This window comes from Ensifer sp. SL37, from assembly GCF_026672675.1.
Taxonomy (GTDB): Bacteria; Pseudomonadota; Alphaproteobacteria; order Rhizobiales; family Rhizobiaceae; genus Ensifer; species Ensifer adhaerens.
This window is the reverse complement of record NZ_JAPPRN010000002.1, coordinates 315,430-340,640: the sequence shown is the minus strand read 5'-3', so window position 1 is coordinate 340,640 and position 25,211 is coordinate 315,430. Positions and strand designations below refer to the sequence as shown.

General features: G+C 59.0%; 21 protein-coding genes and 7 pseudogenes. 12 read left to right on the top strand and 16 right to left on the bottom strand.

Going from position 1 to position 25,211, the window contains the following annotated elements; translation table 11 throughout:
- Complete coding sequence (locus OVA00_RS09515) at positions 1–309, bottom strand: hypothetical protein (RefSeq protein WP_268088712.1); 309 nt, start codon at positions 307–309, stop codon at positions 1–3.
- 237 nt (positions 310–546) lie between these two features.
- On the opposite strand from OVA00_RS09515, the gene istA reads away from it, so the two are divergent.
- Both istA and istB read left to right on the top strand, forming a co-directional pair.
- Complete coding sequence (gene istA / locus OVA00_RS09510; protein ID WP_442780477.1) at positions 547–2,070, top strand: IS21 family transposase; 1,524 nt, start codon at positions 547–549, stop codon at positions 2,068–2,070.
- Positions 2,067–2,953: pseudogene (gene istB / locus OVA00_RS09505) on the top strand (IS21-like element helper ATPase IstB). Before istA ends, istB begins: the two are co-directional and overlap by 4 nt.
- A gap of 171 nt (positions 2,954–3,124) precedes the next feature.
- Here istB and OVA00_RS09500 read toward each other — a convergent pair.
- A pseudogene (locus OVA00_RS09500) lies at positions 3,125–6,098 on the bottom strand (Tn3 family transposase).
- A 129-nt stretch (positions 6,099–6,227) separates the two neighbouring features.
- Here OVA00_RS09500 and OVA00_RS09495 point away from each other — a divergent pair.
- Complete coding sequence (locus tag OVA00_RS09495) at positions 6,228–6,860, top strand: recombinase family protein (RefSeq protein WP_268088710.1); 633 nt, start codon at positions 6,228–6,230, stop codon at positions 6,858–6,860.
- 208 nt (positions 6,861–7,068) lie between these two features.
- On the opposite strand, the gene OVA00_RS09490 is transcribed toward OVA00_RS09495, so the two are convergent.
- Positions 7,069–8,070, bottom strand: a complete 1,002-nt coding sequence (locus OVA00_RS09490) for an AraC family transcriptional regulator (protein WP_268088709.1) — start codon at positions 8,068–8,070, stop codon at positions 7,069–7,071.
- 137 nt (positions 8,071–8,207) lie between these two features.
- On the opposite strand from OVA00_RS09490, the gene OVA00_RS09485 reads away from it, so the two are divergent.
- The 4 genes from OVA00_RS09485 to OVA00_RS09470 all read left to right on the top strand — a co-directional run bounded on the left by OVA00_RS09485 (position 8,208) and on the right by OVA00_RS09470 (position 12,585).
- Positions 8,208–8,579: an STAS/SEC14 domain-containing protein gene (locus OVA00_RS09485; protein WP_268088708.1), complete on the top strand. Its 372-nt coding sequence runs from the start codon at positions 8,208–8,210 to the stop codon at positions 8,577–8,579.
- A gap of 201 nt (positions 8,580–8,780) precedes the next feature.
- The gene (locus OVA00_RS09480; protein WP_268088707.1) at positions 8,781–10,415 is read left to right on the top strand and encodes an arylsulfatase; all 1,635 of its coding nucleotides are present in this window, start codon (positions 8,781–8,783) and stop codon (positions 10,413–10,415) included.
- 85 nt (positions 10,416–10,500) lie between these two features.
- The gene (locus OVA00_RS09475; protein ID WP_268088706.1) at positions 10,501–11,508 is read left to right on the top strand and encodes an HAD family hydrolase; all 1,008 of its coding nucleotides are present in this window, start codon (positions 10,501–10,503) and stop codon (positions 11,506–11,508) included.
- A gap of 159 nt (positions 11,509–11,667) precedes the next feature.
- Positions 11,668–12,585, top strand: coding sequence for a formylglycine-generating enzyme family protein (locus OVA00_RS09470; RefSeq protein WP_268088871.1), 918 nt, complete (start codon positions 11,668–11,670; stop codon positions 12,583–12,585).
- A gap of 374 nt (positions 12,586–12,959) precedes the next feature.
- Here the strand turns inward: OVA00_RS09470 and OVA00_RS09465 are convergent.
- Positions 12,960–14,030 (bottom strand): annotated as a pseudogene (locus tag OVA00_RS09465) (DUF4158 domain-containing protein); the annotation flags it as partial.
- Between the two features lie 93 nt (positions 14,031–14,123).
- On the opposite strand from OVA00_RS09465, the gene OVA00_RS09460 reads away from it, so the two are divergent.
- Together OVA00_RS09460 and OVA00_RS09455 are read left to right on the top strand one after the other, a co-directional pair.
- Positions 14,124–14,753: a recombinase family protein gene (locus tag OVA00_RS09460; RefSeq protein WP_268088705.1), complete on the top strand. Its 630-nt coding sequence runs from the start codon at positions 14,124–14,126 to the stop codon at positions 14,751–14,753.
- Complete coding sequence (locus tag OVA00_RS09455) at positions 14,750–15,307, top strand: hypothetical protein (RefSeq protein WP_268088704.1); 558 nt, start codon at positions 14,750–14,752, stop codon at positions 15,305–15,307. Before OVA00_RS09460 ends, OVA00_RS09455 begins: the two co-directional genes overlap by 4 nt.
- A gap of 121 nt (positions 15,308–15,428) precedes the next feature.
- Here the strand turns inward: OVA00_RS09455 and OVA00_RS09450 are convergent, their stop codons facing one another.
- The 3 genes from OVA00_RS09450 to OVA00_RS09440 all read right to left on the bottom strand — a co-directional run bounded on the left by OVA00_RS09450 (position 15,429) and on the right by OVA00_RS09440 (position 17,817).
- Complete coding sequence (locus OVA00_RS09450; RefSeq protein ID WP_268088703.1) at positions 15,429–15,833, bottom strand: type II toxin-antitoxin system VapC family toxin; 405 nt, start codon at positions 15,831–15,833, stop codon at positions 15,429–15,431.
- A complete protein-coding gene (locus OVA00_RS09445) occupies positions 15,830–16,087 on the bottom strand; it encodes a type II toxin-antitoxin system VapB family antitoxin (RefSeq protein WP_268088702.1) in 258 nt (85 codons plus the stop codon). Before OVA00_RS09445 ends, OVA00_RS09450 begins: the two co-directional genes overlap by 4 nt.
- A gap of 686 nt (positions 16,088–16,773) precedes the next feature.
- Positions 16,774–17,817 carry an IS110 family transposase gene (locus OVA00_RS09440; protein WP_192445574.1) on the bottom strand — a complete coding sequence of 348 codons (1,044 nt, stop codon included), beginning with the start codon at positions 17,815–17,817 and terminating at the stop codon, positions 16,774–16,776.
- A gap of 139 nt (positions 17,818–17,956) precedes the next feature.
- On the opposite strand from OVA00_RS09440, the gene OVA00_RS09435 reads away from it, so the two are divergent.
- Positions 17,957–19,170, top strand: a protein-coding gene (locus tag OVA00_RS09435; protein WP_268088701.1) for an IS3 family transposase whose coding sequence is annotated in 2 segments (ribosomal slippage) — positions 17,957–18,302 and positions 18,302–19,170 — 1,215 coding nt in all. Because the reading frame shifts where the segments join, the coding sequence is not laid out codon by codon here.
- Here OVA00_RS09435 and OVA00_RS09430 read toward each other — a convergent pair.
- The 4 genes and pseudogenes from OVA00_RS09430 to OVA00_RS09415 all read right to left on the bottom strand — a co-directional run bounded on the left by OVA00_RS09430 (position 19,151) and on the right by OVA00_RS09415 (position 20,817).
- The gene (locus OVA00_RS09430) at positions 19,151–19,441 is read right to left on the bottom strand and encodes a hypothetical protein (protein ID WP_268088700.1); all 291 of its coding nucleotides are present in this window, start codon (positions 19,439–19,441) and stop codon (positions 19,151–19,153) included. The two genes, OVA00_RS09435 and OVA00_RS09430, sit on opposite strands and share 20 nt — an antisense overlap.
- Positions 19,442–19,488: 47 nt before the next feature.
- Positions 19,489–19,785: a type II toxin-antitoxin system RelE/ParE family toxin gene (locus OVA00_RS09425; protein WP_268088699.1), complete on the bottom strand. Its 297-nt coding sequence runs from the start codon at positions 19,783–19,785 to the stop codon at positions 19,489–19,491.
- The gene (locus OVA00_RS09420) at positions 19,782–20,048 is read right to left on the bottom strand and encodes a type II toxin-antitoxin system ParD family antitoxin (protein WP_268088698.1); all 267 of its coding nucleotides are present in this window, start codon (positions 20,046–20,048) and stop codon (positions 19,782–19,784) included. The genes OVA00_RS09425 and OVA00_RS09420 overlap by 4 nt, the downstream gene beginning before the upstream one ends.
- 493 nt (positions 20,049–20,541) lie before the next feature.
- Positions 20,542–20,817, bottom strand: a pseudogene (locus OVA00_RS09415) (type II toxin-antitoxin system RelE/ParE family toxin).
- Positions 20,818–21,326: 509 nt separating this feature from the next.
- On the opposite strand from OVA00_RS09415, the gene OVA00_RS09410 reads away from it, so the two are divergent.
- A complete protein-coding gene (locus OVA00_RS09410; protein WP_268088697.1) occupies positions 21,327–21,992 on the top strand; it encodes a DUF433 domain-containing protein in 666 nt (221 codons plus the stop codon).
- Positions 21,993–22,242: 250 nt separating this feature from the next.
- Here the strand turns inward: OVA00_RS09410 and OVA00_RS09405 are convergent, their stop codons facing one another.
- The 3 genes and pseudogenes from OVA00_RS09405 to OVA00_RS09395 all read right to left on the bottom strand — a co-directional run.
- Positions 22,243–22,374 carry a hypothetical protein gene (locus tag OVA00_RS09405; RefSeq protein WP_268088696.1) on the bottom strand — a complete coding sequence of 44 codons (132 nt, stop codon included), beginning with the start codon at positions 22,372–22,374 and terminating at the stop codon, positions 22,243–22,245.
- Positions 22,375–23,021: 647 nt separating this feature from the next.
- Positions 23,022–23,309 carry a hypothetical protein gene (locus tag OVA00_RS09400; protein WP_268088881.1) on the bottom strand — a complete coding sequence of 96 codons (288 nt, stop codon included), beginning with the start codon at positions 23,307–23,309 and terminating at the stop codon, positions 23,022–23,024.
- Positions 23,266–23,924 (bottom strand): annotated as a pseudogene (locus OVA00_RS09395) (Tn3 family transposase); the annotation flags it as partial. The pseudogene OVA00_RS09395 and the gene OVA00_RS09400, both read right to left, overlap by 44 nt.
- A gap of 76 nt (positions 23,925–24,000) precedes the next feature.
- On the opposite strand from OVA00_RS09395, the pseudogene OVA00_RS09390 reads away from it, so the two are divergent.
- Positions 24,001–24,201 (top strand): annotated as a pseudogene (locus OVA00_RS09390) (transposase); the annotation flags it as partial.
- 28 nt (positions 24,202–24,229) lie between these two features.
- On the opposite strand, the pseudogene OVA00_RS09385 reads toward OVA00_RS09390, so the two are convergent.
- Positions 24,230–24,367, bottom strand: a pseudogene (locus OVA00_RS09385) (DUF4158 domain-containing protein); the annotation flags it as partial.
- A gap of 452 nt (positions 24,368–24,819) precedes the next feature.
- On the bottom strand, positions 24,820–25,134 hold the full coding sequence (locus OVA00_RS09380; RefSeq protein WP_268088695.1) for a DUF736 family protein: 315 nt from the start codon (positions 25,132–25,134) through the stop codon (positions 24,820–24,822).
- Positions 25,135–25,211: the final 77 nt, after the last annotated feature.

Sequence of the window (25,211 nt, the reverse complement as noted above, 5' to 3'; positions counted from 1 at the left end):
TCACCCTCGAGCATTCCTCTGCGCGGGTCCCCGTATCATGCCGGGCATAACGAAAACATCGCGCCGCTTGATAGCGAGACGCCATGCCTCGATGATCGCGAAAACATAGGCTTTCGGGTCCTTCACCCTGCCATCCTGGTCCAGGGCATGCTGCCTCCATGCCTTCGGGATCGCGGCCGTCGGCGCCCCGCGCATCTTGGCAACAGACGACCAGTCGTCCACAGCCCGCAGGTAGCCGATTGCAGCCTTGACGCCCTTGCCGCCAGGGGAGGCTCCGGTCTCAATGCGGATGGCGATCTCGGAAAACAATCGCCGGGCACGGCGCCAACGGGACCGCAATTCGTCGTAGGGCTTGGTCTCGGCAGGCTTTGCTGCGCGACATCGCACTTGACTACTCAGCGACATCGCTGGTGACGCGCGGGGCCGACCGGAGGATGGGCGTAGCCCGTCCGTAGGTTGGCCCCGCGCGTCGCGGATTTTTCCGCGCCTTCGGCCGCGACGATTGCCTTAAGTCCTGGATCTTCAACTGCGAGGAAGAGGACCTGGATGCCAGGCAAACCGATCACGGATCAGCAAGCGAGACTGTATATGAGATTGAACAAAAAACATCCTCGGGAAACCGCCGCGGCGATGTCTGGCTTTAGCGCCAGCACCGCCTTTCGGCTCGACAAAGACCCGCGCCTTCCCTCCGAGAAAAAGGCGCAACGCGGCCACGGCGGCGGCCGGCCCGATCCTTTCACCGATCTCTGGGAAAGCGCGGTGGTTCCGCTTCTCGAGCGCGCGCCGAACTTGCGTCCGGTGACCATTCTGCGTGACCTTTGCCTGCGCTACCCCGAGCGCGAGCTGACAGCGGCACGGCGCACTCTTGAGCGGCGCGTGCGGGAATGGAAAGCCGCCCATGGGCCGCAACAGGAAGTGATCTTCCGCCAGAACCATCCACCCGGTCGCCAGGGCATGTCGGACTTTACCGACTGCCGGTCGCTGGGCGTGACCATTGCCGGCGTGCCACTTGACCATCGGCTGTACCACTTCGTTCTGGTTTACAGCGGCTGGGAACACGGTGAAGTCGTTCTGGGCGGCGAGAGTTTTACTGCTCTGGCCAGCGGCCTGCAGAACGCATTGTGGAGCCTGGGTGCTTGTCCGATTGAGCACCGCAGCGATTCGTTGTCGGCGGCTTTCACCAACCGTGCCGACGAGACGCAAGAGGACCTGACCCGGCGTTACGAGGCACTTTGCGCCCATTACCAGATGACGCCGACCCGCAACAACCGCGGCGTCGCCCACGAAAACGGCAGCATTGAAAGCCGCAATGGTCATTTGAAGGACAGGCTCGAACAAGCGTTGCTGTTGCGCGGCTCGGCCGACTTCGCCACGCTCGACGACTACCGCCGCTTCGTCGCCGAGCAGATCAGCAGGCATAATGCCTTGCGCCGACAGGAACTGGCCGTCGAGATGGATCATCTCAGGGCGTTACCGCAACGCAAGACCACCGATTACGATGATGCCGTCGTTGTGGTGACGTCGTCTGGCGGCTTCACCTTGCGCAGGGTCTTCCATACCGCCCCCTCCACCTATATCGGCCACCGCCTGCGGGTCCGGCTCTACGACGATCGCCTGGAATGTTATCTCGCATCCAGCCATGCCTTTACCCTGCCGCGCGGACGTCCACCGTCCAGTGGCAAGAGCGGCCAACACGCACATGTCGTCGATTACCGCCATGTCATTCACAGCCTTCGCCGTAAGCCGCAAGCGCTGGCCAATCTCGTTTACCGCGACCAGTTGTTTCCCCGTGCCGCCTTTGCCCGGACCTGGCAGGCCATGAACAAGAGGCTCGATCAGCGCACCGCCTGCAAAACCATGGTCGGCCTTCTCTGGCTTGCCCATTCCTGCGCATGCGAAGCCGAACTCGCATTGGCATTGGAGATGATCCTCGACGCAAGGAAGCTGCCCGATCTGGCCGCCTTGCAATCCCGCTTCGATGTCGCCGGCAATAGCGTCCCCGACATCGAGGTCGTGCTGCCCACAGCAGCCGACTATGACCGCCTTCTCACAGCAGGAGCAATGCAATGAACACCTCATCCGTCGATGTCGCAAAACTGCCGCTCATGCTGGCGAACTTGCGGCTTCCCACCTTCGCACGCCTCTGGTCTGAACTCACTCAACGGGCCGACCGCGAAGGCTGGCCGTACCGCACGGCTGTTGGCCACGCTTTGCGAATTGGAGATGGCCGAGCGCGTGCAACGGCGCATCCAGCGTCATCTCGCCGAGGCCCGGCTACCAGCCGGAAAAACCCTCGACAGCTTCGACTTCGCAGCCGTTCCCATGATCTCAAAGGCTCATGTCATGGCGCTGGCAGCAGGCGATGCCTGGCTCGCCAAAGGCGGCACGATCCTTATGTTTGGACCGCCAGGATCAGGCAAGACCCACTTGAGTGCGGCCCTCGGTGCTCCTCGTCGAAAAAGGCTTGCGGGTTTTGTTCACGAGAACCATCGATCTCGTTCAAAAACTCCAGACGGCCCGGCAGGAACTCGCATTGACAGCCGCCATCGACAAGCTCGACAAATTCGATCTGCTCATCCTTGATGACCTGTCCTACGTTCACAAGGACCAAGCCGAGACCAGTGTGCTGTTCGAGCTCATTGCCGCCAGGTACGAACGGCGATCCATCATGATTACAGCAAACCGGCCATTTGGAGCCTGGGATAGCCTCTTTCCCGACAAAGCCATGACCATCGCCGCCATCGACAGGCTCGTGCACCATGCAACCATCTTCGAGATGAATGTCGAAAGCTTCCGACGCCGAACAGCCACAGAGCAACGGCACTCAGCGACAGTGGCCACCAGCGCCAGCGGGGCGGGCAGTGGCACGCAAGCTTGCGCAACACCCTGCAAATTCGAGCACAAGCGCCTCCCAGTCGGCCCGGCGAACGGCGCTACCATGCCGAACGCCTGACCTTCTCGGGACCGGCAGGCCGAAGCGCGCACTTCTAAGAACGCTTCGCAGTATCAGAGTGTAATGGCCCCATAAATCCCCGGACATGATCTCCCACTTGTTAAGTGTGAGGAGTAATGTCCCCATTATGGCCTCTGAACATTAAAGGGGCACAGATACACGGTAGGCGGATCAGATAGTGAACGGGATGGGTCGGAAGCCGGTATCGTCGAGCGCGGGCTTGTCTTCCCAGAGGTAATCGCCGGTGAGATTTACGTGTTCCCAGGTTAGAGGCGACAGGCTGTTGAGCAGATGTTCGGGCACGGCTTGGCCTGCGTTGCGCAGAGCATCGACGACACGACCGGTGTAGATCGTGTTCCAGTGAATGATGGTGGTGACGATCAGGTTGAGGGCGGATGCCCGAATCGACAAGTTTTCCTGACTGCGATCGCGGAAGCGGCCGAGACGATGGAGATTGACGGCACGCACGAGGCTGTTGCGGCTTTCCCCTTTGTTCAGCTCCGCTGTGGTGCTCTTCCGCAAATCCTCATCATTGATCCAGTCGAGGGTGAACAGGGTTCGCTCGATCCGACCCATCTGACGCAGCGCCTGGGCGAGACCGCTCTGCCTCGTGGTCGCCGACAGTCGCTTGAGCATTAGCGAGGCGCTGACGGTACGCGTGCGCAACGAGGTCATCAGGCGCAAAATATCATCCCAATGCGCCCGGATCAGGTCGGCGTCGATGCGATCCCCCATGACATTCTGGAGAATGCCATACTGTTTTCCGGCGCCAAAGCCATAGAGGCATCGCCCGTCGAGATCGGGAATACGAGGCACGAAAGCAAAGCCCAGCGCATGGCAGAATGCGAAGACGAGATCGCTGACGCCACCACCATCGACGTGATGGCGAATGACGTCGAGACCTGCGTCGGTTTCGAGAAGCGCGTCGAGGACATGGACCGCTTCACTTGCCGTGGCGGCGATTATCTTTGTTTGGAATGGAGCATATCGGCCCGAGATCGCGGTGTAGAGCTTGATGATCGGGTTGGTGCCGTAACGACCGTTGACGCCACCGGCCACTTCGCCGCCGTCGCCGAGATGGATATGCTGTCCATCGGACGAGGAAACGGTGTGCGAACCGAACACGGACGCGAATGGGGCGGCATGCTGTGCCTCGACGAGCCGGGCGAGCGCCAGAGTGAAGGTCTCCTCCCTGAAGTGCCAGATCGCCATCTGCTGTAGCTGGCGACGTGTAATGCCGGGGCAGGCAAGCGACATCTTCGAGAAGCCGAGATTGGTGGCTTCAGCGATGAGCGCTGCATAAAACACTCGCATGTCGTTCGGTGTCCGCCCTGTCTGAAGATGCTCGAAAAGGGAACTGAAGCCGGTCATTCGATCAATGTCGGCGACAAGGTCCGTCAGCCTGATCGGCGGCATGGCACTCGCTACTCGTTTTGCGAATGCGATTGCGGCTTCGGTCTCAACGGTTTTACCGGCGGGCACCCGCAAACCCTTCGCGCCGATGCGAGTGTCACCTCGGCCGGTTTCCAGCCGGTTCGCCGCCTCGCGCAGTTTCTGATCCAGTGCTTCGGCTTTTTGGGCGAGATAGATATCGACATCGATCGGAATGGCGACTGGAATACGGGCCTCCGCCTTGATGATGGCATAGGTCTGCTGCGAGATCATGTCCTCGTCGAGCGCGCGATAGGTGCGAGACCCTTTGATCCAGATCTCATTGGCGGCGATCCGGTTCTTCAGTTCGACGATGAGAAAGAGTTCCAGCATCTTACGGTTGATCGTGCCATCCGCCGCGAGAATTTCCTTGCGCCAACGCTTATCCGCCAGCAAGAGCGCTTTCTTCAGCCAGGACTGGTCCGATGATCGACGGCCGCTCTTCCATGCTGCACCCAGTTGCGCGACGACATCGACAAAATGGGTGTTCTGACGGTTGCCTTCGAAGGTGAAGCTGGAGAGAAAGGGAGCGGCGAACCGACGTATTCGCAAATATTGGGCAGGCAGGTAGGCAATCAGATCGTCATCCTTGCGTGTACGAGAGGCAGCCTTCGCCGCCTCGGTTGCCTGCATCAATTGTTCCCAACTGGTGACCGCGTTGACGGCCTCATCGAGGGAAAGCCCGGTTTCCCGTTTGGCGGCAATCGCCTCGCCAAAGCTCACGAAAAAGTCCAGCGCAGATGTTGCCGATGAGGCGTTTTCCAGCAGTTGCGTGTCCCGAGCGGCTTCTGCCTGCCGGAACGCCTTGCCGATCAGCACCTCGAACATGCCGATCGCCGCATCGGTGAGTGCTATTTCCATCTCGAGAAGGAACGCCGCCAGCGTCGCATATCGCCGGCCAGGCCGCATCTGCTCGAAATTCTGTGCCGTCAGGCGGCGACCTTCCTGCGCCATGCGGCGCACGCGATGGGCCGGGACCGCCTGAAGCACATCGACGGAGATACCGACATGGCGCACGGCCTCAAGCCGGTCGATCAATCCTCGCATAGCCGCTTCGCCGGCCTTTCCGGGCGGTTCACGCAACCAGGATATACCGCTTTGACGAATGCGTGGCCCGATGCCCAGCAGCGCTTCCATCCTGATGATGATACCCGGCGGCAATCTTCCGGCGACATCTGCGAACAGGGTCTCCTCGGCTTCGGTGCATGCCTGCCCAGCCATCCGTTCTAGCACGGTGATACCGGGAATGACGATACGCCGGCGGCGCATCTCGTCAGCAAGAGCTGCGACAACAAATTTGTCTTTCATCGAAGCGATTGCCACACCGCGCGCGAAGGCAAGCAGGTCGGCGCGGAGCGGGTGAGACAATTCGTTGAAACCCATAATGCTGGCGAAGAACAGCCAGTTGCTCGTAGCGAGTGGCTGTTCTTCGTGCGAAGCTTGCAAGCGCCTCCGGTTCTATGCTGAGCTGCTCGGACAGAAACGCGAGCGCGCTTTCCGGGATGACCTCCCCACGCTGGATCAGTCGGCCGGGATAACGGAGTGCACAGAGTTGAAGTGCCAGACCAAGGCGGGTGTCGTCACGCCGCCGCGTTTCGAGAAGGCGATGGTCTTCGTCATCGAGGCTCCAGTGACGGATCAGGGTGTCGTCATCGGTTGGCAGTGCAAGGAAATTCTGCCGTTCGGCATCCGTCAAAATCATGCGGCGAGGCATGGGTACTCCATATGTCACAAAAAGACCGGAGACAACCGTTCGCGGAGCTTACATTGCAAGACGGGTTATGTGACAATCTACAGACTTTGGCGCGGCCAAATGAAGATTGTCACATAGACGGACGTATAAATGACAACGATGATCGGATACGCGCGCGTCTCAAAAGCTGATGGCAGTCAGCTTCATGACCTGCAACGCGATGCGCTGATCAAGGCCGGCGTCCTGTCTGACCATATTTATGAGGATGCAGCATCCGGACGCCGCGATGACCGTCCGGGACTGGCAGCATGCCTCAAAGCGTTGCGCGCTGGCGACACCCTTATGGTGTGGAAGTTGGACCGGCTCGGCCGAGACCTACGCCATCTCGTCAATCTGGTTGGCGATCTCACCAAGCGGAATGTTGGCCTGAAGGTGCTGGCCGGCGAAGGGGCCTCGATCGATACCACCACTGCGAACGGACGTCTGGTCTTCGCGATCTTTGCCGGCCTGGCTGAGTTCGAGCGTGAATTGATCTCCGAACGCACGAAAGCTGGGCTGGCTTCAGCGCGAGCTCGCGGGCGGCATGGAGGTCGCCCGTTCAAGATGACCCCAGCAAAGCTGCGGCTTGCTCGTGCTGCGATGGGACAGCCCGATACAAAGGTGGCAGATCTTTGCGCTGAACTCGGCATCACCAGGCAAACCCTCTACAGGTTCGTCGGGCCGAAAGGCGAGTTGCGATCCGATGGTGAAAAGCTGCTCAGCCCTCGCAGGCGCGAGACCTGAAGCCAGTTGAGGCAGACATCTTCGCGCCCACTCCGACCGTTCTCGCCCCAAAGCCGCCAGCGGGCAAACGATGAACCGCTCCATTGAACCCGTTGCTTCCCTGCAAACGGATCTGCATACCTAAATTCCAACGCATCCGCCGAAACCTGCCGGAGAGCGTGGCCGTCTGTGCGACAGTGTAGCTCCCAGTCACCGAAGCTGGTCGCGCCTAATGGGAGCCGGAGCCGCGGAACGCCTTCCTGAGTGTGTCGGATGGGTGCTCACCGAAGGTGCTGTAATAGTATCTGGCGAAATGCCCGAGATTGCTCAACCCGCAGGCGTAGGCGACCGACGTTACACTCGTTGTCGGGCTCGGGCTCGCCAGCATCGCCTTGGCATTGCGCATGCGAACCTGCTTGACGAAGGTCATCGGAGAGACACCGCGGCTTTTTTTGAAAGAATAGAAGAGACTGCGCACGCTTGCGTTTGCAACGAGAGCCATTGCCTCGATGGTCAGCGGTTGATCCCAGTTCTGCTCGATATATTCCTCGACCCTGCGCACTTGCCACGGCGCCGGTGCGAGCGGCTGCTCGTTGAGTAGGTGACTATAATTATGGCGGTTGCTGCAAAGGAAGGCGACGAGGAGCGCTTGTTCAAGCTCGGCCAGGACGAGCGACGGAAGCGAAGCGTCTTCGCGGTCGAGCTCTCCGATCACAAACTCCAGCAGACGGAACTGGGCCGCCGCAGCTTGGGAAGCCGGTGCGATGTCGGTCACCATCGTCAACGGCGGATCGACAGGGCGGCCGATTAACGCGCTGAGCTTCTTGATCAATGCTTGCGGCTTGATCCTCACGATCAAATGCTCGAAGTCCGGTGAGTATCTGAGTCGCACCTCGGCGCCCACCCCTGTTACCAACCCACGACGGCGGGAGACGATTGTCTCTGAGCCGTCGACGGCAAAACTGCCATTGCCTCGAAGTGGAAAGCCTTGAAGATAAAAATCCGTATGCGAAAGGGATGCCTCAATCGAAGAACCGTATCGAGCAAAGCTCAGCCCGACATCATTCAGTTGGTAGTGATTGAGATGCGCGTCGAAATCCTGCTGCACTTCACGGTTGACGTCGAATGATCGGACAGAGAACAGACCCGACAAACGCTGGCGAAGCTCGCCAACGTCGCGGGTTCGGACGGCCGAAAATCGGCCCAGCGGATCTTTCCGAGCGTGGGGCATGGCACCTCACAAAAGCAATTTCGCTTCTACATTCTCGATGCAGTTTTGGGCCGACTTCTGCACTGGCAGAGTAGCGCAACATTGCGACTTCGGGAACAATGTTTCGGGAGGTTGACTGCACATCCCAAGGACCTGCTTTGTTTGAGATCGACCCCACGTTTGGCAACGACATTGTCGCGTTCCGACATCGCGGAACGGTGACGGATCGCGAATTCGTTGCCCTTGCAGGAACGGTTGCCGACTTCCCCAGACGCGGCGACCTACTGGTTTTGTTGGACTGGGTCGGTATCGAAGATTGGGCGTTTTCCATTCCCGGAGGCGATGCATTGATCGCTTGGCGCAGGGCCGCCAAAACAATCCGGCGCATTGCGATCGTTCACGATCCTCGTCTGAATCGCCCGGCAGCCTGGCTCGGCGCTGTTCTGCGCGAGGAAGGTGTTATCGTCCGATCCTGGCGTCCGCAGCATGCGGCCCTGGCGGCAACCTGGCTTCAAACAGATGCATCTTAGCTCACCGGTGCGCTCGCCTTTATGTCCGAGTTGCCTAACAACTGGCAGCTCACACGATTTTTGCGTTTTAGGGTCGAGCATTGCACTCCCTGAGTAGCTCCTGCAGGTGAACGGCATGCAAGGTGTGCATCGAAGGTACCTGCGCTGAATGGGGACCGGCGCACGTCAACGAATTTCAACGCATCGAAGGAGGAGCGCGCGATGAGCAAGGAGATTCCAGCAAGTACCACCGAACAGAAACATCAAGCTGAATCGGGGTTGAGGCGTCGCGATCTGCTGCTGAGCGGCACCTCGCTGCTTGTCGCTTCAGCGCTATCTTCCGGCGTATTAACCTCACTGACAAAGCCGGCCAAGGCCCAGGCCGCCACCAAGCCTCCAAACATCCTCATCCTGTGGGGCGACGACGTCGGCTACTGGAACATCAGCGCCTACAACCAGGGCATGATGGGTTACAAGACGCCCAACATCGACCGGATCGCAAAGGAAGGTGGACTGTTTACAGACTACTACGGCCAGCAGAGCTGCACCGCCGGGAGAGCGGCGTTCATCACAGGACAAACACCCTACCGCACTGGATTGCTGAAGGTTGGCCTGCCGGTCGCGAAGGAAGGGATGCAGGCCGAAGATCCTACGCTCGCCGACCTGCTCAAGCCGCTCGGCTACATGACGGGCCAATTCGGCAAGAACCACCTCGGCGATCTTGACGAACATCTTCCGACTGCCCACGGCTTTGACGAGTTCTTCGGCTCCCTCTACCACCTCAATGCCTCAGACGAACCAGAACACCCCGACTACCCGAAGGACCCAGAGTTCAACAAGCGATTCGGGCCGCGCGGCGTGCTCCACACCTATGCCGACGGCCGCATCGAGGACACCGGCCCACTTACCAAGAAGCGGATGGAGACGATCGATCAGGAGGTCACCGATAAGGCAATCGATTTCCTAAAGCGCGCCAAGGAGCAGGACAAGCCGTTCTTCCTCTGGTGGAACTCGACCCGGATGCACATCTGGACACGGCTCAAGGCCGAGAGCCAGGGAAAGACTGGCCTCGGAATATATCCGGACGGAATGGTCGAGCACGACGCCCATGTTGGCGAGATGCTCAAGGCGCTGGACGACCTCGGCTTGTCAGAAAACACGATCGTCATGTACTCGACCGACAACGGCGCTGAGAAATTCACATGGCCGGACGGTGGCCAGTCACCGTTCCGCGGTGAAAAGAACACCAACTGGGAAGGCGGCTACCGCGTTCCGAGCATGGTGCGTTGGCCGGGGGTGATCGAACCCGGCGCGGTCTACAACGACATCGTTGCGCATGAAGACTGGATCCCGACGCTCTTGGCGGCCGCCGGTGAGCCGGAGATCAAGGAAAAGTTGCTCAAGGGTCACACCGCCGGAGCCAAGACCTTCAAGGTGCATCTCGACGGCTACAACATCACGGACTACCTCTCCGGGAAAGGTGAGGACCCGCGCAAGGAATTCATCTATTTCGTTGACGACGGTTCGCTTGTTGGCCTTCGATATCTGCAGTGGAAGGTGGTCTTTGCAGAACAACGCGAAGAGGGCCTCAACGTTTGGCAAGAGCCTTTTGTACCGCTGCGCCTTCCCAAATTGTTCAATCTTCGCTCCGATCCATTTGAGACGGCCGACCATGAGGGCATGGACTACGAACGCTGGCGTGTGGAGCACCTGTTCGTGGTGGTACCGGCGCAGGCCTATGTCGCCAAGTTCCTGGAGACGTTCAAGGAGTTCCCACCCAGACAGAAGCCCGGAAGTTTCTCGATCGACCAGGTGATGGAGAACATGCAGAGGGCAGCGGCCGGGGGCGGAAACTAGCGCGGCTTTCCTGGTGTCACACGCGGCGGCCGGTCAAAGCTCAACCAGCGGAGGCGGCCGTCCCTTCTTCCGATGGACAGGTCTAATGAAATCGACTTCCCGCTTTTTTGTGCTTCTGATCGCAATCGGGGTCGGCATTGCCGCCTTGGCATCTCCGGCAGCGGCGCAGACCGATCCGCTGCCATCATGGAACGACGGCGCATCGAAGCAGGCGATCCTCGACTTCGTGGCAGGGGTGACGGCAGAAGGCGGACCCAACTATGTCGCGCCGCCAGAGCGCATCGCCACATTCGACAATGATGGCACGCTGTGGGCCGAGCAGCCGACCTATTTCCAGCTTGCCTTCGCGATCGACCGCGTCAAAGCTCTGGCGCCCGAACACCCCGAATGGAAGGAGAAGGAGCCATTCTCCTCCCTCCTCAAGGGTGATCTCGGGGCTGCACTCGCCGGCGGCGAGCCGGCGATCTTCGAGATCGTCATGGCCTCCCACGCCGGGATGACGACGGAAGAGTTCGAGAAGAGCGCCCGCGACTGGATCGCGACCGCTAAGCATCCAAAGACAGGCCAGCCTTACGCCGCCATGGTTTACCAGCCCATGCTGGAAGTCCTCGCTTATCTCCGGGCCAACGGCTTCAAGACCTTCATCGTCTCCGGCGGCGGAGTCGAATTCATGCGCGTCTTCAGCGAAGAGGTGTATGGCATCCCGCCCGAGCAGGTGATCGGCAGCAGCGGCAAACTCAAATTCGAAAACCGCGACGGGACGCCGGTCCTGCTGAAGTTGCCCGAAATCAACTTCATTGACGACAAAGCTGGCAAACCCATCGGCATCCACCAGCATATCGGCCGCCGGCCCATCGCGGCGTTCGGTAATTCCGACGGTGATCTTCAGATGCTGCAATGGACATGCTCCGGTCGTCCTGGCCCGCATTTTTGTCTTTACGTGCACCATACGGACGCCGAGCGCGAATGGGCCTATGATCGCCAGTCAAGCATTGGTCGGCTTGACGAGGGGCTAAACCAGGCCGCCGCCGATGGCTGGGCCGTCGTCGACATGAAGAAGGATTGGAAAAAGGTATTCGGTTTTGAAAAATAGCGCGATCATCAATCCGATGGGCAGTTTCTCCGATAATACGCGAACCTTGCGGCCTGCCGGTAGGGCCGCGAGCGCTGAGCAAAGGAGCAGAGTAACGGAAACACGGACTTGAACCGAACAGCAACTCCTCAGTCGCCCGGTACACCGCCGTTCGCCGGCATGGTGTGGATTCCCGGCGGTGAGTTTCTGATGGGCTCGGACAAGGCCTACCCGGAGGAGGCTCCAGCGCACCGAGTCCGAGTCGACGGCTTCTGGATGGATCGCTTCACCGTCACGAACCTTGACTTCGAGCGCTTCGTTTCGGCGACAGGCTACGTGACGCTCGCCGAGAAACCGGCCGACCCAACGAACTATCCGGGTGCCAAGCCGGAGATGCTGGCGCCCTCCTCGATCATGTTCAAAAGGCCGTCGGCGCCCGTCGACATGCGCGACCACTACAACTGGTGGGTCTATGTCCGCGGTGCCAACTGGCGCCATCCACGCGGATCGGCGAGTTCGATCAGAAAGCTTGGCGACCACCCTGTCGTGCATGTAGCCTATGACGACGTCATAGCCTATGCCAAATGGGCAGGCAGGGAGCTGCCAACAGAAGCGGAATGGGAGTTTGCCGCTCGTGGCGGCCTTGACGGCGCCGAATATGTCTGGGGCGACGAGTTCACTCCAGGAGGCAAGCATATGGCCAATACCTGGCAGGGAGACTTCCCGTACCGGAACACCTTGGCGGACGGCTTCGAATATACCGCGCCGGTTGGCTCGTTCCCACCCAACGGCTATGGCCTGTACGACATGGCAGGCAATGTCTGGCAATGGACGACCGACTGGTATCAGGATCACGGCCGGATCGAGAGCCCGTGCTGCACCGCAGCCAACCCGCGCGGTGGCGAGCGCGAGGAGAGCTACGACAGGCTCCAGCCGAATGTGAGGATTCCGCGCAAGGTCACCAAGGGCGGCTCGCATCTTTGCGCGCCCAGCTACTGCCGACGTTATCGGCCTGCGGCGCGGATGGCGCAACCCATCGATACCTCCATCTCGCATCTTGGATTTCGTTGCATTGTGCGGCCGGAGAGCCGAGAGTGATGATGGCCACCGTGCAATCGGCATTCAGAATTCAAAGAGCGGCAAGGCTGCTGGTCGGCAATCGGTGATGATGACATGTGGCAACGTCCGCCTTGGGTCACGATTTGCCGCAGAGCCATCGCGTGAAAGGGCTGATCTGGGTCGCAGCGGTTGCCGCAAGGAGCCTACTCATAGCGTAGTAGCCTAGGATTTCGCCCCTCCCGCAAACGCCCCTCGTGAGCGCCGGACGATCGAAGCGGGAAAGTGCTGCTTTTTTACCCGCAATCCTGTCATAGAGGGGGGGTGCGCCGTTCGCCACCCGTTTACCTTGCCTCTGGGACCAATCAATCTCCGGGGAACACGCCGTATACCTGTGCCCTTTTAATGTTCAGGGGCCATTCCGGGGATTTTGCGACCACCATCTCCAGCGGCACACCATCGTTGCGGGCCTCAAGCAACGAGGTACCCAATGCGGTGAAGGCGCGAATCGTATCGGTGAGCGCTGCCTTGGAAACGGCAATCGTCTCGTCATGCAGCCGTTTCGCCTCCCGCCAGGTCTTCCCTACGATCCGGTCATGGGTTTCAACGACAGTATCGGCAATCGCCGCTTCCCACTCCACAACGCAGACTGCAAGGATCGTCCAGCGCCGGTCGGAAGTGATGTCACGTAAGCCGTCCGTGAAATAGCGTTCGCCCTGCCGGCGCAGGCGTGCGACGCGGTGAGGTGGAGTGCCTGCGAGAACCTGATGATCGAGATTCAGATTGCGCAAAAACTCCAGCCTGTCGAGCAAACGGTTTGCGGCAGCCGAGTTATTGTCGATCTCGAAATTACGAAGCCAGATAAAGCGACTGACATTGCCGGCCGGCATTTCGGTCAGAAGCCCGTCCAACCGCTCGCGCGCAGCAGCATCCAGTTTTTCCGCAATCCGCGTTTCGATCCGGCGTTCGGCGGCGACCAGGGCGTCTGCGCACAAGCGTTCGATTGTCGACACGGCCGGCAAGATAGTCGAAGTCTCCCGGCATCGTGCAACAAAACGCTGGGCAAGGTCCTCGTTCGATCTGGCATCTTCAACCTGATCGAAAAGCCAGTCCCGCAGATCACGGGCGCCGCGGCCCGAGAAGGTCTTGTAGCCGTAGATTTCGCGTAGAGCGTCCATGTGCTGCTGGCGGGTCTGACGCCGGGCGGCATTGGTGAGAAGCGCATCGGCCGGAATGCCGAGCTGAGCGCCAAGAAAGGAAAGGACTTCGCGCGGAATTATCTCGCCCGGAGCCAATGCACGCCCCGGATATCGCAATGCGCAAAGTTGCAGGGCAAAACCGAGCCTGTTTTCCGGTCTGCGGCGTTGCTCGATGTTTTCCAGATCGTCGTCGCCCAGCGTGTAGTGCTTCAGCAACGACAGATCGTCCGTCGGCAGATCGAGCAGCGCCGATCGTTGTCGCTCGGTGAAAATATGGCGTCGTGGCATTCGAGCTGTCCCTATTGAGGTATAGTCTGTTCTGGACAACAATCAGCCCATGAAAATCAAGGCCTTCCGGCACCAAAAACCACGAGGGTTCAATTGGGACAGCGCGCCGCCATCTACTGCCGTGTTTCGACAGCCGATCAATCGTGCGGGCGGCAAGAGCGTGACCTAACAGCATTCGCCGGCCGTGCCGGCTACGACGTGGTGGCAACTTTCAAAGAAACAGGTTCAGGCGCGAAACTCGACCGGGCCGAACGCAAAAAAGTCCTGGCCCTCGCCCAGGCTAGGCAGATCGATGCGATCCTGGTCACGGAGTTGTCCAGATGGGGACGCTCTACAATCGACTTGCTCAACACGCTGCGCGAACTGGAAAGCTGGAAGGTTTCCGTCATCGCCATGAACGGCATGGCCTTCGACTTGTCATCGCCGCATGGGCGGATGCTGGCGACCTTCCTCGCCGGCATTGCGGAGTTCGAACGTGACCTGATCAGTGAACGGGTCAAATCCGGCCTCGCCGCAGCAAAAGCACGCGGTAAAAAGCTCGGCCGTCAGGCTGGTGAGCGACCGAAATCAGATCGGCTCGCATCGAAGGTCATGACCCTGAACGCCAAAGGCCGGAGCTACCGCTGGATCGCTCGCGATCTCGGTATCAGCAAAAACACCGTCGCTGACATCGTCAAGCGCAACAGACTTTCCCTGGCTCCAATGATAGAGACCTCACCATGAACAAGCGATCAGGGCGCACCCCAGCCGATCCATATCGTAAGGCCCGCTTCAGGGAAATTGCACGGGAGATCGTCGCGAAGGACCGCCACAACCGGAAATACGGGCTTTCCGTCGATACCGCAGGTGCGATTGCCAATGCGCTCGAGAGGGCATACCGAGAGGGAATCCATGACGGTGAAAACGGGCCTGCTCCCGTAGTCGCGCAATCAGACAGCGGACCGGTGAAATGGGCGCTGATACCACCCCGACCGAGAGACGCCTTCTGGACCATTTGCCTGTTCACCCTGTCGCGTGGCGACCGACCGCCCTCTGGCGGACGCCTTGTTCCTGCCATCACCGAACGTGGAACGCCAGGGTGGATGCTCGACTTGCAGGAGCGGACTTATGAGAAACTGTTCGGCGACAGAACGATCGCCCCGCTCATGCGCCTCGGTCTCATCGAAGAAGCGTCCGATGTTCCCGCACACCGGGTCGTCTCGAAACGAGGCGAGGAAACCTGGGGCCAGTTTGTCCAGAGGGGCGGTCACTACCCGGACGACCTGACCAATAACTAGCCAAAACTGAAAAATAGCGCTTAGGGTGTCATTTCGCCCTCAGCCGGAACCGACCCCAGGATGGCGTCGAGCGCGTCGAGTTCTTCGGCGCGCTTGAGCGTTGCTGTCGAGAGCGGTTCGTTCAAAGGTCGGCGGACGCGGGGTGGCATTTCAGATCGGTCTTTCCGAAATCATGTCCCTTGTAGAGAAGGGGCGCCTTGGCGATCCGCGCAACAGCATAGGAAAAACAGTCGCCCATGTTGAGCGTGGCCGGATGACGACCTTTTCCGAAGCGGTCGAACGCTCGCTCCGCTTCCCGGTAATGCGCCTCATCGAAAGCAATCGCCGTGACGTTGGGCAACTGAAAAAGCTGCCCGACAATGTCAGAAGCGTTGGGAAATCCTTTGCCTGTCAGCACCATGCGCGCCTCCAGCAGCGTCGGCCAGCCGATCGCAACCGCCTCGCGGCCGACCAATGCCGTGAACCGTTCAGCCTCCGCCTCTCCGAGCGCCATCGCCAGAATAACCGACGTATCGACTGCGATCATCGCGGCAAACCGTGTTCGTCGTAGAAATCGTCATGGGCTGACGTCGTGCCGGCCGGGACCGCACGCCGGCCTTCAGCCATCAGATCCGATAGCACATCGATCGGCGCCCGGGCCGACTGATGGCGGAGCTCGTTGTCATAGCGCTCGAGGGCGCGCTCGACCAGCTTGCTCATCGGCATGCCGGTGCGACGGGCCAGTGCGTGCGCCAGTTCTTTGGCTTTGGCGCTGCGGATGGAAAGCTGCGGCTCGGACATAGGGATTTCCTGATCAAATTTCCTGCCTTCAAGATAGTCAGTGTGCAGGCAGATGGCAAGGAAACGCCTTCAGATGGCTAACTATTGATACTTGAAACCTATCGATAGTGATGAGATGCGGAAATTAACATCCGGATGACGGAAGTAATGTCCTAGTTCTATCCGGTTTGGGAGATTTATGAAGTTAATCCAGATGGTTAATCAAACGATAAAGCGACTACCATATGGATCCCGCGGGGTAACCGGGGCAGATTTTCTGGCGGTGCTGAGGAGATAGGCAAAAGCTCTATATGCGCAGCCTAGCACAGACGGGTTGAGTCGCGCAAGCACGGTGGTTTTCGGTCATCGAGATGGGAGCAGTCTTGCGGCGTCGTGCACACATGTTGAACTGCCCCCACTTTCGACCGGACACTCATGTATGGAACGGCCCGCGGGCGCAAGAGCTTTCGATCGATTTCACACATGGGATCGGTGCGTTCATGTATACGGCCTGTAAAGCGCGGTATAGGACCGCTGGCCTCGATGAAGTCCGCGACGGGAGCGACTAATCAGCATAACGCGCTCGAAGCGCATGAGTGTCCGGTCTCTCTCCTGTCGGGATTCGTCCCGTGGGTTCATCGTCCGTTTTTGCTCCTTGCCCTCTGCCGGTTCGCGCCGGTCAGATTGTTTTTAAGTTCCTATGCTCATCAACAGGCAACCGCAGCCGTCTCCGACGCCTCCGGACGTTGGTAAACTCCACTCTTATTTAGAAGCGCCCAGACAATCCGCGCCATCTTATTGGCCAGCGCAACTGCGGCCACCTTGAATGGGCGCCGGGCGAGCAGCGCCCTCAGCCAGGGCTGTGCTCGTTCATTTTTCCGGGCGCCTCGGAGAACCGCTGTCGCGCCAAGAACGAGAAGGCATCGTAGTTCAGGGTTTCCCATTTTCGAGATGCGCCCGATACGTTCTTTCCCTCCACTTGAAAACTGTCTCGGCGTAAGTCCCAGCCAGGCGGCAAAGTGACGAGCTGATTTGAAACCGCCTGGGTCTGGCACCAGCGCCTTGACGGTAGCCGCGGTTATAGCGCCAACTCCAGGGATCGTAGTCAGCCGGCGCATATCCCCGTCAGTCTTTGCTTCAGCAACAATAGCGCGATCGAGCTGATCGATCTGGCCTGCTAGGGCATTGATCTGATCGGCAATCGCCGTCAAGGCGAACCGCGCTGCCGCAGGTAAGCGGACATCCGTGAAATCGCGCACGACCGCCATCAGCGTATCGACTTTTTCCATACCGGCGGCATCGATGATACCCAATTCGCCCAGATGCGAACGCAAGGCATTGACCACCTGTGTTCGCTGCTTCACCAAAAGACTGCGGCTCTTTAGCACCATCGCTTCCGCCTGTTGCTCAGCCGTTTTGACCGGAACGAACCGCATCGTCTTGCGCGTCACAGCCTCACTGATGGCTTCGGCGTCTGCTGCATCAGTTTTACTCCGTTTGACGAATGGCTTGACATAGGTCGGGGGGATTAGCCGCACGTCGTGGCCGAACTTGGCGATCTCGCGAGCCCAATAATGGGCGCTGCCACAGGCTTCGATTCCGACAAGGCAGCGAGATTGCTTCGAGAAGAAATGCAGCACTTCACCACGTCGCAGCCTCCGACTGAAGAGAGGAGAGCCGTCCTCATCTGCGCCGTGAACCTGAAAAACGTGCTTCGCCAAATCCAGGCCGATGGTGCTAATCTGGTTCATGGAACGGTCCCTCCTTTGTGGCGTTCAAACAACGACCACGTTTTAGCACACTGGTGCTGTCGGAGCGGGCCGTTCCACCCCATCAGCATAAGCAGGAAGGCTCAAGCACAGGCTTGAGGATAGGCTTGAGGATAGGCTTATGTCTAACGAGTTTCGACAGGTTGACCTGATGATCGGTGACGTCCGGCGGCGGCGCTGGACAACGGAACGCAAACTGCAGATCATCGAGGAGAGCTATGCCCCAGGGGAGACGGTTTCCTCTGCGGCTCGGCGGCATGGAGTTGCGCCAAACCTTCTCTATCGCTGGCGTCGGCTCTTGAGCGAGGGAGGTGCGGTGGCGGTGGACTCCGACGAGCCGGTAATCGGCAATTCTGAGGTGAAGAAGCTGGAAGATCGAGTGCGCGAGCTTGAGCGCATTCTCGGACGCAAGACGCTGGAGAACGAGATTCTTCGCGAAGCCCTTTCCAAAGCCCAGTCAAAAAAAACGATATCGCGGCCGATATTGTTGCCGAAGGGCGGTTCCCGATGAAGGCGGTGGCGGAGGCCTTACACGTGTCGCGTTCTAATCTCTCCGAACGTCTGAAGGGCAAGTCCAAGCCTCGCGGACCCTACCTCAAAGCGGACGATGCCGAGCTGCTGCCTGCCATTCGCAAGCTGGTGGATGCCAGGCCAACTTATGGCTATCGGCGGATCGCTGCCCTTCTCAACAGGCAGCGGCGGGCCGCCGATCAGCCGGTCGTCAACCGCAAGCGGGTCCACCGCATCATGGCCAACCACGCCATGATCCTTGAGAAGCACACCGCCGTGCGCAAGGGCCGCGTCCACGACGGCAAGGTCATGGTGATGCGGTCGAACCTTCGTTGGTGCTCCGATGGCCTGGAGTTCACCTGCTGGAATGGCGAGGTGGTCCGCCTTGCTTTCATCATCGACGCGTTTGATCGAGAGATTATCTCGTGGGCGGCCGTCGCCAATGCCGGGATCTCTGGTTCTGACGTCCGCGATATGATGTTGGAAGCAGTCGAGAAACGCTTCGGCGGCACGCGTGCCCCACATGCCAACGAACATCTGTCCGATAACGGCAGCGCCTACACAGCAAGGGAAACCAGGCTGTTTGCGCAGGCCCTCAATCTGGTCCCTTGCTTCACGCCGGTCGCCAGCCCTCAATCAAACGGTATGTCGGAGGCTTTCGTCAAAACCCTGAAACGCGACTACATACGCATCTCACCCATTCCCGACGCCGACACAGCGCTCCGGAACATCGATGGATGGATCGAGGATTACAACGAAATCCATCCGCATTCAGCGCTGAAAATGGCATCCCCAAGGGAATTCATCAAAGCATTGTCTCAATAGCTGACTTGTCCGGCGAAATGGGGGGCACTCCAAAGGCGGTGGCGACGATCACGCCTATCGCACGGGTGCTGAGGCCCTTGCGGCTTCCCGCGCGGAATGCGCCGTCGATGACAATCCGTCTCGGCCGATCCCGGCCGACCTCAACCAGACGCCCGAGATCAAACGCCAGCGCCACGAGCAGCAGCAGCTCGTCTCGGAGAAGGAAGCGAACCGTCGGGCTGAGACACAGAAACGGACAGCGAAGCCGCGTCAGAAACAGTGATCCCCCCATCTTGTTTTCGGCCGGCAGTTCCGACGAAGCATGCCAGCTGAAATCGTCTATCCTTCAAAGAGCAATGCTGCATAGTCCAATGCACCGTGCAGGACATGGACAATGAGCACGCGTTCGGCTTCCGCACGATAGAAGATCAGATAATTTCCATGGACCCGCCGGCGAATATTATGGCCTTCATATCGAGGCACCAGCGGAAACGCCAAGGGTCCGTAGGCCAATGCTTCGCACCTGGCGCGTAGCTCCTGCACGAATGCGAGTGCCCGAAGCGGATTGTCTTTGGCGATGTAATCCGCGATCTGTTCAAGATCGCTTTCCGCTTCGCCTGAAAATTCAACGATCATGTGGACGGTTCATCCTGCGCCGCTATCGCGCGGTATTTGGCCTCCAGGCGGTCAAACACCTCATCAGCTGGCTTTGTGCGTCTGGCGTCGGCGTCGGCCAGCCCGCGCATAATCGACGCATCGAGCGCGGCCAGCTTTGTTTCCCTATCCTGCACAAGCCGCACACCCTCCCGCAGCACTTCGCTTTTGGAGCCATAGCGTCCCGTATCGACGAGTTGCTGGATATAATTTTCGAGCTGTTTGCCCAATTCGGCACTGATCATGTCGAAATCTCCTTCGAGTGGTAAAAGATAGGCGAATTATCAATTATTATCAACGGCAGGCAACGTCTTCCGCATCTGGCCCAACGGGCGGTTTGGTTACCAGCGTCAATTCCAAGGCAACCGGGGCTCTAAGGCCTCTGACAGGCCAAGCCTCAAGATCTTGTGAACGGTCGTTGAGAAGTGCGGCTATTCGCTGCCGAGAGTTCCACAGAGGTTTTTCGGCAGTGACTTGCTTGTTCTGAAGCGGATGGGATTGGCTGGCCCCTATGCTTGCCTGCGCGCAGGCAAGCATAGGGGCCAGTGCGTCGAGAAGTATACCAAACGGCTTTTGGGTGAAGGGGTGAGGACTGGTGCAGCCGCAGCGCGTGCCGTAATCTTTGCGTCGATTGATGAAGGCAGGCACAGCGCCGAACGAACGGCTAATTCTACCCGGCGGCGCGCGCGCCGTCACTGGAAAGTCAAGTGGAACCTTGTCCGGGTAAAGCGCGCCGACTTAGAGCCAAATAGCTGGGTCACGCATTCCATGCACAACCGCCACAATCACCACCCCGTAAGGAGTTGGCTCATAAATGGCGATGCATCGGCCCTCAATAAGAAGCCGGGCCGCGGCTGCAACATCTGGTCGAGCTGGGCCCATTTTCCGGGTGCATAGCCGCCAGCTCGAACTTGTCAAAGAGTTTGTTGACGACTTTGTCGGTCGCCTTTCGTTGTCCATGGCAATTTTCCAGATGTCCCGCAAGTCGCGGGGCGTCAGGCGGTACTCAGCCACGGACGGAGCAATCTGGTCGTCATTTCCGCCTCGCAGTCCGCCTCCGTCAATCCAGAACTGCTTTTCCCAAAGTGCGACTACGTGTCTCCACCGAGAAGCCCGTCTGTTGTAGCCAAGCCGTCGTTGGACGCTTCGGCTCCCGCGGCGCAATCGGCAGCAAGTGCTGTCCCGCTGGAAACAGCAGCAACAGCAAGCGAGCTGGATACGTTTGTGACGGCGTCGCATGGGTTTGTGACAGAGCCGCTGCGCAAGTACTATGAGGGGCTTGATGCGACCGGCAAGAAAGAGCCGTTGCGACATCGTCACACGCCGCAGTGGGATGGCGCTCTGTGCAAAGTGAACACATTGTATCCGGTCCTGATAGCCCGGATCGAAGAGGGGCGTGGTTGGTGGAACAGGCGCGGCTCTGGCCTAGGGTGCAGCAGAGCTGCGCCCATCAGTGAAGCTTACTTGCAAATAAGGTCGCCAAATACCGATATGCTTTGCTACGAGGGATAGCGGAGTTTGCCATGACAGCCGGGGCTCATCTGTTGAAGGCGACCGAGGCCGCTGTTGTTGCCGGCGCGGACATCGGCATCGTCAACCAATTGCTCAGCAAGCATGTCCTGCCGGACGAACCGTTCGTGCGAAATGGCGGCCGACACGTTCTGATTGGAGGCTGCGTTGCGATCAACTTCTACATCCACAGTGCCGGGGTCTTGGACGCGCATGCGCGCAGGTCGGCGATTGCCAGGATGTTGAACAAGCTGCGCAAGCTCGACACTTATCGGATGGACATGAAGCGATTTCGCCGTGCCGATTGGACGGTGCGCGAGACGTTTGTCACCATTGAATTCTGGGATGTCCTCAAAGACACCTTTGCTCGCTTCGAACGGCTGGAATCTGCGCGGGCAATCGTCGTTGTCGATGATAAGATTTTGGCCGGAGCGCCGATCTTGAAAGGAACACGCATTCCGGTCTACATCGTTGCTGCGATGGTTTCGGCTGGCGTGTCCAAGGCTGAGATCGTCAAGGATTATCCCGGCTTGGATGAAGAACAAATGGAACTGGCAGCCATCTATGCCAATGCCAACCCGCTCATCGGGCGGCCGATTTCGCATCCAAAGCTGCCGGTCAGTGTGAGCTTGATCGAGCGAAAGTTTGCTCGAGCCGAGACACCGACTGACGCTTACTGAAACGCGCTTCCTCCAGCGTGCCATGCGTGCTTAGGGCTGCGCGCTATGCCCTCGCGCTCCACAGTCCGCACGCTCTCGGCTTGCATAACCCCGACCAGCTCGCCGTGATGGCGCTTCCCTCTCATGGGGCGGCAACCAACCGCGATTCCGAGCAATATCGAGATGAGCGTTCTGAAAATATTCGCAAAGTGTCATCTTGGGCGCAGCCTCCCCTCGTTGGCAGGGGAGATGCGCTCAAGAGTAGGCTTTGTTATTCCGGAGAGATCAGGCATGCCTGGGCGTTGCCATCTCCAATGCAGATTTCTTCACCAGCCAGCGCAACGTTGCTTGCGCCAGCCGAAAGCGCGCAGACGGTGGCAGCCAAAAGGAGAAACTTTTTCATCGTCTATGTCCTTGTCTCAAATGATCACTACGTCGTCGCCGAACCGGATGTCATGTCTTGGTATCGGCGACAACGTGACGTTAGGGTGGCGCGGCCAACAGATTGGTCGAAATTTATCAATTCGGCTTAAATTGCCGATCGAAAGGGACAGACAACATTGACCGGCATTGGCGTCGGGTGCGTCGTCGTTCGACGACATCACCGCTGTTTGCTTGGTCGCCTTTCCAAGCGACGGATCATAGTCTTGCCGGCAGCTTCGACGTCACCACCGTCCAGGCAGAAGCTCGGTTGGCGACGCTCGACTTCGCGGCAGATGCGTCTTCGTCTATCACCGGATTCGGGATTGCTGAAATCGGCGGCAAAAAAAGGCCGGCATCCAGGGACGCCGGCCAAGTTCTATGGCCTACTTGCAGAGGAGGTCCGGGCACACCCATTAAGGACAGGATGCCTTATCCGCAAACAAGTGCTGTCATCCTGGCAAATGTCCCTCGGCCAGGTTTCGCGCTCGCGTGAGTGACCCGACGGCTTATTTCGCCATTAGTCGCGTTCGGCGATAACCGGATCTCAGCCCACCTAGGGTCTCCTCAGCCTTCCTAGGGCAACGTCTCGTGACCGCGGCCTGAAAACGCGCCAGGGACGTTATGGGGTCAGGGGTCATTCAGGTTCACTCGCTGGATGACCCCGCCACTCTCCGCGACCATCATGCCGGTCATCGCAATGGCCGCTATGGCCACAGTCCGCGCTTCTTTGGTGGAGGGGGCTGTTCGAAACAGCAAGGGAAAGCGGCCGGCCCCCGAGCCGCAGCGTTGCCCCCTGACGAGCCCTTGCCGATCGCGGCCGCTCTGTGATGGCCAGCGGCGACGCAGCATAAAAGCAAAGCCTGACGCCTCGATCAGGTACCTCGACCAGAGGATACATCTCAGTGATTTCGGCATTGAGGGCGTCAGCCGTAGCCGGTACATCGCTGGCAAGCGGTGTTACGATCAACGTGCCGTTCTCCATCCTCACGCCATCGAGCTTGCCGAAACGAGCGCGCCAGGCCAATTGTTTGAGATTGGCGTCCATCATCTGCCGAACGTCGGAGAGCCAAGCAACGCAGTCGGCTTGGACCCCGAGCCCGAGTTGATCTTGCTCCTTCCGCGCGGCAAAAGCCGGCTTTGGCATTAGGTGTTCGTCGATCGGCCGGAACGACCGGCTGCCTTCGACCCAGACATCCCCCGAACGCAGCCTGTCGCGCAAATGCGTGAGGGTGGCAATTTCGTAAAACCGTCGATCCGGCTTTCCATCCTCAAAAACCAGCTTCTTCTCGTTCGCGCCGAGATGGCCGACCGGGACGCGATCCGGCAGAAGGCGGCGGCCTTCTACATAAACGCTTTCAGGATCGTGACCGCAGCCAGCAGCGGATCGTGTCGGCGGCGCGAATGGAACGTGAATGTCTGAAGGAAATCACCAGCGAATATGCGGACATACCCATGCTGCTCGGCCGCCAACACCAACGGCGAAGCGTCGGCGCTCCCCACCATCGCTTCAAGGCCGGGTTTGATCGTGAGCGCGACGAACATCCCACGTTTCCTTTTGTGATTGAGCCCGCGAGATATGCTCCTTCATCGACAGGAGCGGAACGCAATGGTTGGAGATCGCGCTGATGCCATGCTTGAAGTCATGGATGAAGCCAGGCATGAGGAAAAGTATCGTCGGATCGAGGTGATCACCGGTCGGCGCCAGCGGCGGAATTGGACTGAGGAGGAGAAGGCGCGGATCCTTGCGGAAAGCGCAGAGCCCAACGTGAACATATCAGAAACATGCCGAGCATGCGCAGTGATCCGAGCTGAACAGCAACGCCCAGGCGGTTGTGATCACCACGGTGAAGGGCGACGAACGCATGGTCGGCATCGTCGAGATGAAAATAACGGGCCAGCTGGTCCGGTGTCAGTTCGCCGGAGAAGCGGCCATACTCGCGCGCTTGGTTATCGCTCAGGAATCCAACCGGCACTGTCGTCAGGCCTGCATCGTCGTTTCGCGCTTCGCCGAACGGCGACCGAGCAGTTCGTTGGCGCGTTCGCGCGGATTGCCCTTTGCATCAACATAGGCATAGAGAGTGGACAAGGATAAGCCGAGTTCGGCGGATATGTTTTCGGTCCTCCGGCAGGAGGGGGTCCATGGATGCTATAGACGTCATAACTTTTGCCGATCTTTTTGCCGGTTAATTCCTAAGCCATATTAAGGGGCTAAGGCAAACACGTATTGTCTGAATTGCCGATCTTTTTGCCGATCGTGGTGACCTGGCAGCCACGACGAGCATCAGTGCACGTTGTTCAACGCGTCTATGGTACATCTCGTTCACCGACGTTGACGCCCTGACGAAGAGAGTTGATGAAGATTGCCAGGCTTTGCCTTGATATGGGCAACTCAAAGGAACCTCGTTTCGAAGGCCGCCCATAACCTCTAATCCCAAGGGATCACCGCCAGCAGACTGTCGTCGTCCTGGCCAGCGTGACGACCGAGGTTCGCATGGAACTTCCCGTGTCCGGTTGCCACTGTCAGCTGGTAGTACTCGCCGCCGTTCTGGTTCTTCTTTCGCCAGACACCGCCGATCTCGATCCGCTTTCCGCGCGGACTTTTGGCAAAGATGCGATAGATCGGCGCTTTCGGATTTCCGCTGGCATAGGCCTCTCCCGCGATGTCAATGTCGTAGCAGATCGACGCGATGTTGCCCTCAAGGGTCTTCAAATCGTCGGAAAATCGAACATAGTTCGTCATGTCGTTGGCAGGCATTGAGCTCGTCACCTTTGCTTGAACCAAACCGGAAATCGCGGATGCTGCATTATTGTCGAATT

What these genes read in the sequence shown, in the direction of transcription:
- istA (WP_442780477.1), top strand. Translation starts at nt 547, where the DNA reads ATGCCAGGCAAACCGATCACGGATCAGCAAGCGAGACTGTATATGAGA.
- OVA00_RS09495 (WP_268088710.1), top strand. Translation starts at nt 6,228, where the DNA reads ATGACAACGATGATCGGATACGCGCGCGTCTCAAAAGCTGATGGCAGT.
- OVA00_RS09490 (WP_268088709.1), bottom strand. Translation starts at nt 8,070, where the DNA reads ATGCCCCACGCTCGGAAAGATCCGCTGGGCCGATTTTCGGCCGTCCGA.
- OVA00_RS09480 (WP_268088707.1), top strand. Translation starts at nt 8,781, where the DNA reads ATGAGCAAGGAGATTCCAGCAAGTACCACCGAACAGAAACATCAAGCT.
- OVA00_RS09475 (WP_268088706.1), top strand. Translation starts at nt 10,501, where the DNA reads ATGAAATCGACTTCCCGCTTTTTTGTGCTTCTGATCGCAATCGGGGTC.
- OVA00_RS09470 (WP_268088871.1), top strand. Translation starts at nt 11,668, where the DNA reads ATGGTGTGGATTCCCGGCGGTGAGTTTCTGATGGGCTCGGACAAGGCC.
- OVA00_RS09455 (WP_268088704.1), top strand. Translation starts at nt 14,750, where the DNA reads ATGAACAAGCGATCAGGGCGCACCCCAGCCGATCCATATCGTAAGGCC.
- OVA00_RS09450 (WP_268088703.1), bottom strand. Translation starts at nt 15,833, where the DNA reads ATGATCGCAGTCGATACGTCGGTTATTCTGGCGATGGCGCTCGGAGAG.
- OVA00_RS09445 (WP_268088702.1), bottom strand. Translation starts at nt 16,087, where the DNA reads ATGTCCGAGCCGCAGCTTTCCATCCGCAGCGCCAAAGCCAAAGAACTG.
- OVA00_RS09440 (WP_192445574.1), bottom strand. Translation starts at nt 17,817, where the DNA reads ATGAACCAGATTAGCACCATCGGCCTGGATTTGGCGAAGCACGTTTTT.
- OVA00_RS09430 (WP_268088700.1), bottom strand. Translation starts at nt 19,441, where the DNA reads ATGGGGGGATCACTGTTTCTGACGCGGCTTCGCTGTCCGTTTCTGTGT.
- OVA00_RS09425 (WP_268088699.1), bottom strand. Translation starts at nt 19,785, where the DNA reads ATGATCGTTGAATTTTCAGGCGAAGCGGAAAGCGATCTTGAACAGATC.
- OVA00_RS09420 (WP_268088698.1), bottom strand. Translation starts at nt 20,048, where the DNA reads ATGATCAGTGCCGAATTGGGCAAACAGCTCGAAAATTATATCCAGCAA.
- OVA00_RS09410 (WP_268088697.1), top strand. Translation starts at nt 21,327, where the DNA reads ATGACAGCCGGGGCTCATCTGTTGAAGGCGACCGAGGCCGCTGTTGTT.
- OVA00_RS09405 (WP_268088696.1), bottom strand. Translation starts at nt 22,374, where the DNA reads ATGAAAAAGTTTCTCCTTTTGGCTGCCACCGTCTGCGCGCTTTCGGCT.
- OVA00_RS09400 (WP_268088881.1), bottom strand. Translation starts at nt 23,309, where the DNA reads ATGCCGAAATCACTGAGATGTATCCTCTGGTCGAGGTACCTGATCGAG.
- OVA00_RS09380 (WP_268088695.1), bottom strand. Translation starts at nt 25,134, where the DNA reads ATGACGAACTATGTTCGATTTTCCGACGATTTGAAGACCCTTGAGGGC.